This is a genomic window from Arthrobacter paludis, from assembly GCF_056782315.1.
The window spans coordinates 19,559-32,366 of sequence record NZ_JBXAEW010000027.1 but is presented as its reverse complement, the minus strand read 5'-3'; the positions used below and the strand labels follow the sequence as shown (position 1 = coordinate 32,366).

Annotated in this window: 9 protein-coding genes; 5 read left to right on the top strand and 4 right to left on the bottom strand. The window is 65.4% G+C overall.

Going from position 1 to position 12,808, the window contains the following annotated elements:
• Positions 1-59: 59 nt before the first annotated feature.
• Complete coding sequence (gene istB / locus AC1Q5D_RS17380; RefSeq protein ID WP_481739329.1) at positions 60-899, bottom strand: IS21-like element helper ATPase IstB; 840 nt, start codon at positions 897-899, stop codon at positions 60-62.
• A complete protein-coding gene (locus AC1Q5D_RS17375; RefSeq protein ID WP_481739330.1) occupies positions 896-2,221 on the bottom strand; it encodes an IS21/IS408/IS1162 family transposase in 1,326 nt (441 codons plus the stop codon). The genes istB and AC1Q5D_RS17375 overlap by 4 nt, the downstream gene beginning before the upstream one ends.
• 1,173 nt (positions 2,222-3,394) lie before the next feature.
• Here AC1Q5D_RS17375 and AC1Q5D_RS17370 point away from each other — a divergent pair.
• The 3 genes from AC1Q5D_RS17370 to AC1Q5D_RS17360 are packed head-to-tail and all read left to right on the top strand — an operon-like array spanning position 3,395 to position 7,438.
• Positions 3,395-4,807, top strand: a complete 1,413-nt coding sequence (locus AC1Q5D_RS17370) for a hypothetical protein (protein WP_481739711.1) — start codon at positions 3,395-3,397, stop codon at positions 4,805-4,807.
• A gap of 5 nt (positions 4,808-4,812) precedes the next feature.
• The gene (locus AC1Q5D_RS17365; RefSeq protein WP_481739710.1) at positions 4,813-6,612 is read left to right on the top strand and encodes a DEAD/DEAH box helicase; all 1,800 of its coding nucleotides are present in this window, start codon (positions 4,813-4,815) and stop codon (positions 6,610-6,612) included.
• The gene (locus AC1Q5D_RS17360; protein WP_481739709.1) at positions 6,596-7,438 is read left to right on the top strand and encodes a protein NO VEIN domain-containing protein; all 843 of its coding nucleotides are present in this window, start codon (positions 6,596-6,598) and stop codon (positions 7,436-7,438) included. The genes AC1Q5D_RS17365 and AC1Q5D_RS17360 overlap by 17 nt, the downstream gene beginning before the upstream one ends.
• Positions 7,439-7,451: 13 nt before the next feature.
• Here the strand turns inward: AC1Q5D_RS17360 and AC1Q5D_RS17355 are convergent, their stop codons facing one another.
• Positions 7,452-8,648, bottom strand: coding sequence for an acyl-CoA dehydrogenase family protein (locus tag AC1Q5D_RS17355; protein WP_481739708.1), 1,197 nt, complete (start codon positions 8,646-8,648; stop codon positions 7,452-7,454).
• Positions 8,649-8,726: 78 nt separating this feature from the next.
• Positions 8,727-9,686 carry a DUF6454 family protein gene (locus tag AC1Q5D_RS17350; protein WP_481739707.1) on the bottom strand — a complete coding sequence of 320 codons (960 nt, stop codon included), beginning with the start codon at positions 9,684-9,686 and terminating at the stop codon, positions 8,727-8,729.
• 176 nt (positions 9,687-9,862) lie between these two features.
• Between AC1Q5D_RS17350 and AC1Q5D_RS17345 the strand changes: the two genes are divergently transcribed.
• On the top strand, positions 9,863-11,245 hold the full coding sequence (locus AC1Q5D_RS17345) for an OmpA family protein (protein WP_481739706.1): 1,383 nt from the start codon (positions 9,863-9,865) through the stop codon (positions 11,243-11,245).
• A 198-nt stretch (positions 11,246-11,443) separates the two neighbouring features.
• Positions 11,444-12,721, top strand: a complete 1,278-nt coding sequence (locus AC1Q5D_RS17340; RefSeq protein WP_481739705.1) for a hypothetical protein — start codon at positions 11,444-11,446, stop codon at positions 12,719-12,721.
• The last annotated feature ends 87 nt before the right edge of the window (positions 12,722-12,808 follow it).

The window sequence follows — 12,808 nt, the reverse complement described above, 5'->3', positions numbered from 1 at the left end:
TGATGACGCTCATCGAAATTCCCCGGTTGGTGCTCGGTGAATGTCCCCAGTCGCGGGGTTTAGGTTAGCAGCGTTTTCGGGGTGCCTGTAGTGGCTCGGCGGAGCTGTTCGGCGGCGTCGTGGTGGGCTCGGAGCCGGTAGGAGTCCCCGTCCAGGTTCAGGACCACGGAGCGGTGCAGGAGCCGGTCGAGCATGGCGGCGGCGACGGTGGTGTCGCCGAGGATCTCGCCCCAGGCCCCGACGGGCCGGTTGGTGGTGATCACGATGCTGGTCTTGAGGTAGCGCTGGTTGATGACCTGGAACAGGGCCGAGGCGGCCTCCCCGGGCAGGGGCAGGTACCCGAGCTCGTCGATGACCAGCAGGGTGGGGCCGGCGAAGAAGCGCATGGTGGTGGCCCACCGGCCCTCAATCGCGGCCTTGTGGCAGCGGGCGGCCAGGTCGGCCGCGGAGGTGAAGTAGGTGCGGTATCCGGCCTCGACGGCGGCGCGGGCCAGCCCGGCGGCGAGGTGGGTCTTGCCGGTGCCGGGCGGGCCGATGAGCAGCACGTTGGTCGCGTTCTCGAGCCACCGGCAGGTGGCCAGCTCGTTGATCAGGGACCGGTCGACGCCCTGGGCGTGGTCGGTGTCGAACCCGGCCAGGGTAGCCGGGGTGGGGATGCTGGCGAAGCGCAGCCGTCCGGCCAGGCGCCGGGCCTCGGCGCTGTCGACCTCGACGGCCAACAGGCGCTCGAGGGTCTCGGTCATCGACCAGCCGTCGGCGCGGGCCTGGTCCAGGACGGCGGGCAGCGCCTCGGCGGCCCCGGCGAGCTTGAGCGTGGCCAGATGGGCGCGCAGCCGCTGGTAGGTGGCCGCCTGCGCGTTCGTGGACGGAACGGCGGCCGGGGTGGGGGTGGTGGTCATGGCAGGTAGCTCTTTCGTTGGGCGGCGGCCTCGTAGGCGGCCAGGTCGATCACGGAGGCCTCCGGCGCCGCGGGGCGCCCGAGCAGGGCGTCGGCGGCGGCGCGGGCGGCGGCCCCGGGCGGGATGCGTTCCTTGCGGCGGTGGGGCTTGGCCGTGTTCACCGCGGCCATCGCCGCCGCGTTCAGGGCGATGACGTGTCCGGTGTCGCGGATGGTGGCGCCCAAGCCCGGCTCGGCGATGCGGTGCCGGGCCACGACCGCGTTCCCGGAGCGGATCTGCAGGTGCCCGGCACCGACCCGGTGGGTGACCACGACCCTGGCCGCGGCCAGCTCCGGGGGCACGGAGTACCGGTTGCCGCGCCAGGAGACCAGGCCCTGCCGTGAGGCGGTGCGCTCGTCCTGGACCGCGACCGGGTAGGCGGCCGCCGGGGCGGGGCGCAACACCTCCACCTCGGCCATCGCCGCCACCGTGCTCCAGCCCTGGGGCCCGCGGCGCCGGCGGGCGTCCTGGGACTGGGCGAAGGCCAACACGCTCGCCTGGGCGGCCTCGAAGCCCGTCTCATCGGGCAGGGTGCGCCACCAGCGTTGCGCGGCGGTGTGGTTGTTCTTCTCCACCACGCCCTTGCGGTGCCCGGACCGGGGCGGGCAGAGGAGCACCTCGACGCCGTGGTGCTTGGCGAAGCCGGCGAAGGCGGGGTTGATGTCCCCACTGCCGGCAACCGCGACGGTTCCCATCCGGTCGAAGCGCCAGGCCCGGGTCAGGCCCCCGAGCAGGGCGATGAGCGTGGTGATGGCCTCCATCAGGTGCGCGTGGTCCATCGATTCTGCCAGCACGGCCCGCCACTTGCCCGAGTGCGGCAGCGAGCCCACCAGCAGCAGCGCCTTGCGCCCCGGCCCCCAGCCGGACGGCGGGTCGGGCAGCTCGAGCCAGTCGAACTGGGTCTCCTCCCCGGGCGGGTGCTCGATCACCGCGTTCGGGCGCTCGGTGACCTTCCCGCACGCCACGCACGCCGGGCGCAGCCCGCGGGCGCGGATCTGGCGGGTCAGCGTCTGGTACGAGCGGTCATAGCCCAGCCCGGCCAGCTCGTCGAACAGGGTCAACGCCCACAAGTGCGGGTCCTCGGCCAGCCGGGCGGTGACGTAGGCCTCGAACCGGGCGAAAACATCCGGTCCGGAGCGGCGGCGCATCCCCGGGGTCCGTTCCCCGTTGAGGTAGGCGCGGACGGTCTTGCGGTCCCGCCCCGTGTGTTTGGCGATGCGGCTGATGCTCCAGCCGCGCTCTTTCAACGCGTGGATCTCCACGTCTTCCTTCCATGGCAGCATGAAGGGACGGGCCTTTCTCGAAAGCCGGTGTGTGGTCAGAGACCACCAGCTTCGGGGAGGGCCCGCCCCTATTCAGGGACTGACACGAACTGGGGAAATTCAGTGAGCGCCGGGTGGGGAATTTCGATGAGCGTGATCAGGCCGAAGTGAGCGAGGAGTACATCCGAGTTGTAAGCGGCCGACCGCTAGGGACTTGGACAACGGTTCCTCCCCCTGACTCGTTCGGTTGAAGGGCGCCGTGCTGCCGATGGTCTCAGCGCGGCTTGCAGCCATGCTTCACGTTCCGCCTTGTGCCTCGCTGATGCGTCGAAACGGGAGGGTTTCGAAACCGGGGCGGATCAGCGTGATCACAATGCCGCTGTAACGAACACTGCCGCACCCGTCCGTCGGGAGACGGATCAGCTCAGACCGTCGCGGATACGAGCCTTTACGTCTTCTGTCGCCACCAAGTACGACCGCCAGATCCGATCAAGCCTTGTTGGACCTCGGCGGGCCCGCCGCGTCCAGAGCCTGAGGGCCTGGCGTTCGTTGTCTGTCAGATTTTGGATTTCACCCAGGAGCCGCTCGTGCGTGAGCGGCGCGTCCTGCTGCTTCCCTTCACCGCAAAACCTGCAGAGAACTGTTGGCTCTGAGTTGACATGAGCAATGTGGAGCACCGCGGTTCTCGTGGGATTGTCCGGGTAGGGCTCCCCACCTGAAATTCCGCAGAGTTGACACTGGTAGTTTGCGGCCTGCAAGAGGGCGCCTCGGCTCTTGGCGGAGATTGACGTGCTCTCGACTTTACGACGCTCAGCTGGATTCCAGACATCGACACCTCGTGCCAGGAAGCGTTGTTCCTCGGGCAGAAGTGTTGCGTCTTCAGTGTTCGATAGGATTTGCCATCCAAATCTGCGCAAGTCCCTGATGCGCCTATCCACTTGGGAGACGTCGGGGAAGGCTTGCCTAAGAGAGTTCTTGGTAAACACGTTACCTTCGCCGACGCAGTCTAGGAGCCAAAGTGCTCCTCGGACCATGGTGCCAGCCTTCAGCTCTGCATCGTTCCACTTTGGGCGGTTTGTACCCACGACTTCCCCCAACCATGCGCGCCATTCAAACTGTCAGTTGACTATAGGATCATTTCTTCCATCAAATGGCACCGTCAAGCACAAACCAGCGACAACCGTAGGGGGGACGATGACAGCATTCCCTGATCCGCCAAACGCCGGGGAAGTCCGCGCCATAATCTCAGATCGACTTCACGAGGCACGGCATAACAACGGCGAAAAGATCACTATCGAATGGCGTGGCGAGCAGCGACACCTCCACGTCATTTCTATGCCCGTTAAACTTCTTTGCTACAACCCCGAGACGCATCGGATTCGGGCGCAGCGGGGCTTGGACGAGGTGCTGAATGCCCAGCTGAGCGCAGATCCATGGGGCGTGGAGGGACAGGAGTACCTGGAGCGGCTGCTCAAGTGCTTGCCGTCTGACCCGGATAAGAGGGATCCGGATTTTGAACAGCTGAGCGAAGACCTTGAGCGCTTCGGTCAGAAAGACCCCGGCTTGATTACTCCCACGGGTGTTCTAGTCAACGGCAATACCCGGTGCGCTGCTCTTCGCGAGCTGGGTGAGGAGCACATCCGCGTCGGCGTACTACCTGAGACGACGACGTGGGAAGACATAAACGCGGTTGAGCTTGCTTTGCAGTTGCGCAAAGAATTCAAACGCGACTACTCGTACATCAACCGCCTCATCGCGATCGAGGAGCAGATTAAGGCCGGACGTCGGCAGGAAGACGTAGCCAAGCATTTTCGAATTCAGATCAAGACTCTTCAATCTGATCGGTGGATCTACGGAGTAATCCTCGACGCGATTAAGCGAAGCTCGAGTGACGAAGGGGCTAGGCTCCGGCTCGTTGATTTCGAGGATCACCAGGAGAAGCTACGAGAATTACATCGTGCCTACACGAAGCTTGAACCTCAGGATCACGAAGCAGCCGAGACGCTCAAAGAAACGCGCCTTGCCTTGCTGATGTTGGGATACGCAAAGACTGATCTCCGATTGGCGCAGTCTGATTTCAAGATAAAGTACCTAGATTCGAAACTTGACTCGAGCTGGAAATCCGGAGAGAGCCAAGTACCTACAATGAGGCGGTCACTTCCGGGTTTGCCCGGTATTGAGATTCCGCCTGAAGCGTCAAGTACTCGTGAGACGAGGGCTTTCACAGATCGAATCCTTCGTGCGAGGGCGACGCTGAAACTCGACCCGATGGAACACAAGCACATAGTCGAAGAGGCTGCATCGTCTATCGCATCCGTCAAGGAAGCGACTGACCGTGCATTGGACCCAGCAGGACGTGACGCCCGACTCAAGCAGCGCAAGCTCGCTGCTCCCGAAAGACTCTCCGACGCGAGCGACGACATCGACCTCGCTGTTGCGGAACTTGTTGAGGCACGTTCAAAGAATGCGGTGGATGTAGAAGCACTCGAGGAGGCTTGCGAACAGCTTCGGGACTCGCTAATAAAACTCGGAATCCAACTGCAGCGATCCGGCGACGAACCGGGTCCTGGCATTGGATGGGTGCTGTCCGCGTGTGCGCAGCAGTAGGTGCCGTGGCCGAGGAAGAACTGACTCTGACCCTCCGAGCAGCTCATGGAGCGGCTAGGCTGAAGACGCATGACGAATTGCGAGAAGAGCTAAGCGCTCTGGTTCTGAAATTCAGAACGGCGCGTCAGGTCGATACATTAACAGTCGACGTCGAACTAGATGATTTCCTGTCTAATCTGAGCTACCTCGGTGAATGGCCTTCCGACAACGTTGCCTGGGATCCCAAATTGGCGGCGCTAGTACGGGACGTCGTTGAGGACGCAGGCGTAGTTGAACGGCAATTGGGGTCCGTTGCTGCTTCACCTGTGGCCGATCCAGCCCTCGGACAGAATTGGCGTGGCGAGCTTACTCCGTTTCAGCAGCGCGACCTCAGACGACTCCTATCGCTGCGCCATGGAGCAAACTTTTCTGTCCCAGGGGCCGGCAAGACCAGAACTGCATTGGCTGTCTTCGCGGCCCAGCGACATGAGGGTGCTGTTGAGCAGCTGCTAGTCGTTGCCCCAAAGTCCGCATATTCCGCGTGGCTTGAAGAAAACGTCCACTGCTTCCATACCCCGCTGCGTATAGGGACTTGGGAGCCGAGCGCTTCAGCGACATACGAGGCGACCATCGTGAATTACGAAAGACTGCGGTCGACGCTGCCGGCACTGGCGCACTGGATGTCTCGTCGACCGACGATGCTGATACTCGACGAGGCTCATCGCATGAAACTCGGGGCCGAGGGCATTTATGGCGCGGCTTGTCTCGCACTGGGTCCGCTCGCACGTCGACGCCTGATCCTCACTGGGACTCCTGCACCAAACGGATCTAAGGACCTCGAGAATCTTTTTAGTTTTGTATGGCCGGGGTTTGGAAAACGAGAAGTTGTCCGTGCCGTAGGCGAAGGCGACCTCAACCACGCGAGCAGGGTTCTCAAACCATTGTTCACGCGAACCAACAAGCAGGAACTGGGGCTTCCGCCGGTGACGTTTCGGCGCGTCCCGCTGGATCTTCCCGACGTTCATCGCGAGATCTACGACGCGCTACTCGGTTTCTATTCGAGTCGCGTGACTTCGAGCCAGGAAGATTTCGCGGCCCTCGGGCGGGTGATGGTGTACATGATGATGGCCGCAACAAGTCCTGCGCTCATTGCCCTTGGTGCGTCACGCTACGAACCGCTTGAGTACCGAGTGCCGCCCCTCCCCGTGCCTAAGGAGTCGGAACTTGGAGCACTTCTTCGAGATCTGCCGAAGTTTGAGCTGTCTCCAAAGTTTCAGGAGGTCATAGCGATCGTCGCCCGCAACGCCGACCAAGGCCGCAAAACGCTAGTGTGGTCCACGTTCATACGGAATTTGACGACGCTCCAGCGTATGCTTGCGGTTTATTCGCCGGCACTTATACACGGGGGAACGCAAGATCGAGACAGTGAACTTGCGCGCTTTCGAAACGACCCTGCCTGCCTCGTGCTGCTATCAAATCCGGCGACACTCGGAGAAGGTGTCAGTCTGCACCATATCTGCCACGACGCTGTATACGTTGATCGCGATTTCGCAGCGGGGCGCTACATGCAGAGCGTGGACCGGATCCATCGCCTCGGCTTGCCAAGTCACCAGGAAACGAACGTCACCGTGCTCGTATCCGAGGGAACAATTGACGAAGTTATTGAAGACCGCTTGTCTGCGAAAGTCGAGTTCATGAGTCAAGTATTGGACGATCCCGAGGTTCGGGTCCTGGGTGACTTGGAAGAGGCTCCATCAATTGGCGGCGCGCTGGACGAGTCCGATTTGCGGGCGATTATCGAGCACTTCAATGCCAATTCAACCTGAGCCAATTCTAATTGGCGCACTTAGATGGCTTGATCTTCTGAGTGATTGCGGCGTAGACAGGGCCTGGTCGATCATTAGGAATCATCGGCCGTATGCAGACCTAACGCCCACGCAGTACTCCTTGGCATTAGATTGGCTGACTGAGAGTGGCGTTTGGTCAAGAGTCCCGGATGGAAACTCGCGGCCTAAACCCGAACAAGTCGTATTTGAGATGGCGATCAAGGATGCCCTCTGGTTCAACGATGCAGGTGCCCTGATATCAGGCCCCGAAGACATTCCTTCTGATGCGGTAGAAGCGGCCGCTCAGCTGCGAATTCCGCAACAGGTTGCATTTGCCACGATTCAGGCGTGTTGGGGAAAGTATGATGCCGCAATAAGACAGGAAGTAGGGGCGGCAGGAGAAGCGCAGCTCGTTCGGCTTCTTGAACGACTAGACGGGGCGTCAGTAAGGCATGTTGCCCAGGAGTCGGACGGGTATGGCTACGACATTGATGTGTCGTATCAGAACAGAACCTTTCACCTGGAGGTCAAGGCAACTACGCGTCGGTCACGAAGGGAGCTGTTTCTATCGCGCCATGAGTTTCGGGTAGCTCAATATGACTCCGACTGGCACCTCGTGTACGTCATGTTGGATGCCCGTCGACAGATTACCGGGCTCCATACGATCCCTCGATCATGGATACTGAGCAGTGCGCCTCTTGACTCTGAAATTGCAACTTGGGAGAGCATGAAGGTCACAGTCCCAGCTACACAACTCATATCTGGGATAGCTGGGTTGGGTGACCTTGACGAGCGCCGAGGGACCGTTCAGTGGTTTTGCAGTTAAGGTTTGAAGCCCATTACGAATCCAGCCGTGTGGTCCCCACGTTCCACTCGAACACTGGCCGCGTCCCATTGATCCGGTGGTCGCCGACGCTGCGCTCCTTGTAGATGATCGGGTTGTGCACGCTGATGGTCCGCGCGTTGCGCCAATGCCGGTCCAGGTTGCGGCCCTGGTCCACGGCCGAGGCCCCGCCAACCTCGAATAGGCGGGTCGTCGAGTCCAGGACCAGGTCCGCGACCACGACGAGCGCCTGCTGCGAGTCCAGCTCCGCCCGGGCCAGCGCCTCCGCCGCGGCGTCGCCCGACGGGTCCTCCCGGTGCGCGGCCAACCCGGCGCCCACCGAGTTCGCAACGGCCAACACCGTGTGCCGGGCCGCGAACGCCTGGCTGGAGATGCGCCCGACCACCTGCTGCACCAACGCGTCGTCCTTCGGAAGCGCCGCGAGCCCGTGGGTGAAGGACCGCTTCCGGGTCCGCACGTAGTCCGCCGCGTCTCGCGCCGCGCCCTCCGCGATCCCGGCGAGGCAGGCCAGCAGCACCAGCTGGAACTGCGCCGTCATGAAGGACTCCGTCGCCCCGCCGAAGCGGAACACCTCCGGCCTGGCCAGCGGCACGTTCCCGAACCGAGTCGTCCCGCTGGCCGTCAGCCGCTGGCCGAAGCCGTTCCAGTCGTCCAGCCGTTCCACGCCCGGGGCGCCGGCGTCGACCAGCGCGTACACCGACGCCTCGTCGCGGTATCCGGCCGCCACCACGACGTAGTCCGCGAACAGGGTGCCGGTACAGTAGAACTTCTCGCCGTCCACGCGGGCGCCGCCGTCGCGCTCCTCGATCCGTGTCTTGTATCCGCCGCCGAGCGCGAAGTCCCGCTCCCGGGCCGCGTCCCCGAACGTGCGCCCGGCGCCGGCCTCCCGCAGGAACCACTCGGACAGCGCGCCCTGCGGCTCGGTCCGGTGGAACTCGACCAGGGACAGGTGCGAGCGCAGCGCCTGCGCGAGGTTCGGGTCGGCAGCGGCCAGGTCGATGAGCAGCGCGATCGACTCGCGGTAGCCCACGTCCCGGCCGCCAAACTCCGCCGGGACGCGCAGCGCCGTGAAGCCGGACTCCTTGAGCCAGCGCATCTGCTCGTGGGGGAGCGTGCGGGTGGCCTCGCGCTCGGCCGCGCCCTCGGCGATGCGGCGGAACAGGGGCTCGAACTCGGCGGACAGCGCGTCCATGCGGCTCACTCCTGACGACGGGGTCGGCTACCCCGCCACCCTACGCCGGACACGTGGGGACCGGCGGCGGGAAGGTCCCTACGGCCGAGCCTCGTACACGAACAGCTCCGTCCCGGCGCCCTCGTCGCCGTCGTCCGGGGCGGCGAACAGGCGCAGGGCGCCGCCGTCGGCCTCCAGCGCCACCGGGTTGCGCGTGATCGAGTGCCCCGCCGTCGAGACCATGGTCAGCGGCACCTCGTGCCGGATTTCGCCGGTGGCGAGGTCGGTCAGCGCGATCCCGCCGAGCTCGTACGTGCCGCCGCCGGCGGTGGGCAGGTTGGTGACGCCGGAGCAGAGCTGGTGCCCGCCGCCGGCGTACTCGCAGTCCTGGTAGTCGACGAAGTGGCTGGGGTTGGCCGAGGAGGCCACGAGCCTGCCCTGCCGGTTCCACTCGAAGAACGTGCGCGAGCCCCAGCTGACGCCGTGCAGCTTGCCCGTGGCGCGGTTGAGGGTGACGCCGCCAACGTGGTCGTCGTGGCGCAGGCGCTCGGTGACCTCGAGCGTCTCGGGGTCGATCGTGTAGACGATCGACGCGCTGTTGGGCCGGTACTCGGCGACCGGCACCCACACGTTCTCGCCGTCGAAGTCGATGCCGCCCGGGTGGTAGACGTCGCCCTCGCCGAGCACGATGTCCTCGATGAGCTCGCCCTCGCGGGTCAGCACGAACACGTGGCCGCGGCCCTTGCCGGGGGAGCGGTCGTACCGGCCGACCGGCTCCGGGTAGCGGACGGTCGGCTCGATGATCTCCACGCTGGAGAGGAAGATCCGGTCCCCGACGATCGACATGCCCTGCGGGTGGTGGGTCTCGAAGTCAAGGGAGAGCTTCTCCATCAGCTCCCACTGCGTGTTGCGGGTGGTCTCCGCGAACGCCTCGGCCTCGGCGGTGAGCCGGGTGCGGGCCGCGGCCTCGTCGGCCGGCGCCGCGGAGGCGGCGGCCATCCCGGTGGCGGCGGCGGCCGCGGCGAGGACGCCGGCGAGCAGGGGCTTGGTGAACTTCATGGGTGCTCCTGGGTGGGGGAGTGGGGTGCCCGGCAGGGATCCGGGCGGCCGCGGGGGTGGCGGCCGCGCCGCACGCTACGGAGGGCGGACGACGGCGGCGTGTCCGGGGCGGGACGCGCACCTGAACTCCGGGACAACGGGCCGATGCCCGTGGGAGGCTGGCTATTATCGAAACGATGCAGAAAACGCCGTCCGTCCAGGACCGGCCGATCCCCGTCGGAGGCACCGTGAACTTCAGCAAGCCCGGACACGACCGCCGGCCGGCGACCCTCGGGCTGGCCCTGGGCGCCGCGATCGCCCTGGCCGGCTGCGCCGCGGGCGGCCCGCCCGACCAGCAGGCCGCGGAGAGCGGGACGCCCGCGGCCTCCGCCAGCGCGCGGGCCACCGGTCCGGCCACCGGCCAGGGCCCCGGGTCGGAGTCGGCCCTGCCCGCGACGGCCAGCGCCGCCCCGAGCGCGGACGACCCGGCCGTGTTCGAGAACCACCCCGAGGCCGGCGTCTACCAGGGGCCGGTGGGCCCGGAGGTCCTGGACGACCCCGGGCTCTGCGACCCCGGGCCCGGCAAGACCGTCACGCTGCTTGAGGACGAGGTCGTCCCCGAGAAGGTCATCCCCGAGTACCGCGGCGAGGGCGGGGAACTCGGCGGGGCGGAGGTGCCCGGGCCGGTCGTCCCGGCGGTCACGATTCCCGAGCGCGTCGGCGACGCCGGGTGCACCGTCGAGTTCGCCGCCCCCGGTGGGTGCCTGGGCGCGGTGGCGATCTCGCCGTCGTCCATCCCCGCGTCCCGGCTGCCCGAGCGGGTACTGCCCGAGACCCGGCTACCGGACGGGACCGTGCTGCCGGCCGTCACAATGGCCGGGGCCTCCGCGCCCTCCGTCCGCGCGGAGGGGGTGTTCCAGGAGCAGGTCTGCCGGCAGGATCCGGAGAAGGGGGAGCCCGGGACGCCGACCTACGTGCCGGCGGTCTACCGCGACCCCATCTACCGGGACGCGATCTACCAGGATCCCCTCTACCAGGACCCCGCGTACCGGGACGCCGTCTACACGGACTCCGGCACGCTGCCTGGGGTCGCCGTCCCCGGGAACTCCGTCGTGGGCTTGAGCGTGCCGGGCGCGAGCGTGCCGGGCGACTCGCTGGAGGGTTACGTCATCGAGGGGACGGACGTCGACGTCCTGGAGGACGACGGCGGCGTCGCCTACGTCAGCCCCGGCGACGTGCTGTTCGCCCCCGACGAGCACGCGCTGCGTCCCGCCGCGAAGGCGGACCTCGAGGCGATCGCGGCCGAGATCGAGGACGCGTTCGGCGGGTCGCTGGAGGGGGCGCGCCTGACGGTTGAGGGGCACACCGACAACGTCCTCTCCGCCGCCCACAACAAGGCGCTCTCGGAGCGCCGCGCGGAGGCGGTGGCCGGCTGGCTGACGGACTCGCTCGGCGTGGACGCCTCCCAGGTCACCACGCGCGGGCTGGGCCTGACGGCGCCCCGGGCCGACAACGGCACCGAGGAGGGCCGGGCCCTCAACCGGCGCGTGGTCATCACGGTCGACGAGGCCGGGGCGTAGGGCGGCGGGTCAGCCGCCGCGCATGCCGAGCACGAGGGCGAGGCCGCGATCCACGTCCTTCATGAGGTCTGCCGGGACGCTGCCGGCGGCCTCGAGTTGTCGGGGTCGAGTGCTAGACCTACAGGTGACGACATGGGGCCAAGATAGGGGGGGCGAGCAGTGGATGAACCGGCCGTCGGGATGGAGGAGGGACTGCGCATGGCGACCCTGGTGCTGAACTCCCGAGATTGGATCCACCGGCTCGTCGATTCGCTGCGATTGGAGGGCACGCGAAGCCGCCTCCACAAGTCCTTCGACGTCACGATTCCAAGGCACCTCGCGTGCGAAGATGGATTGCCCGATCCTGCACCACAGGTGGTCGTCCCGCTCGGGTTCTACTCCAAGGGTGTCATCCGCGTACTCGATATGCGCGGCCCCGACGGCAACTCGATGCCAATCCTGACCACCGAGCAGAACGCCGAATATGTGAGTGCGATGCTGTCAGTCCTCATTCCCGATGAGGTCCTCGATGACCCAGACGAGCTCGAAGCGGCAGCTAGCCTCATCGACGAGGTCGTCCGGTGCGACGGGCACGATGAAGCCCTTCAGGAGAGGCTGGGTCTGGAGCTGGCCCGGCTGCGCCAGCGCTGCGAACGCCCGAAAACCGCGCATGAGGACTGGGACGCGTTTGAGCAGATCTCGACCGCCCTCATCCGGAACTTCGTCCTGCTTGTTGTCCTCGATGGGAAGTACATAGGTGAACGGTGTGTCCTCAAGTTGGGAATGGACGTTGAGCTCGCAATTCCGAAGGATGGGCCCCGGGGTGTCAGTGTGATTCGCGTGCCGGTCGGCGACTTCGGCATGGCCGCAAGCCGCCATTGCGAAATCCGACTTCCGGACGACCTCATCGTGAGCTCCCTCGCATTCGTCGATCCGTCGCCAGACACGAGCGCCGAGGTCTTTTCCTCGGAGCCGGACATCCCGCGAGGAGAAACGTCCATCGGGCACATCCACACTCGCCCCTCGGAGGAGCGTTTCCGGGACATGGACTTCGTGGCAGTCGTCACGACACCCGATCGAGGAATCCTCAGCTTTACGCGCGTAGCGCTCGTGTCGATGGTGCTTCTCGCGGCGGTCAGCATCATTGCCAGGATCTTTGACCGAATGGTCGTCCCAGGTGGGCTCGGGACGCCGTCCCCGGCCGTTTCCATGCTCCTCGTCGGTGCGACGCTCTTGTTGTCATGGCGCGCATTCGGACGGGAGCACGAACTCGTGGTGGAGCTGTTCTCTTGGCTGCGCCGCATCTTGCAGCTTTGCCTGATCGCGCTGGCCGGGATCGGCATATTGCTGGCCGTCGATCTGGCCCCCATTTTCTGGTGGATCGGCTGGACGGTGGTCTATGGCCTGATCGCAATAGCCGTGGTCCTATACTTCAAGCACGGCCGCAGAATCAGGTTTGAGCCCGAAGGGAGGCACGATGGCACGCTCAGTCGCTGACCGCAAGAACGAGTTGAAGCGGGTCGTGCGTGACCTCAATCGCGGCGGTAAGGCGTCGATTGAAGTAGTCACGTACGGCGCAACGTG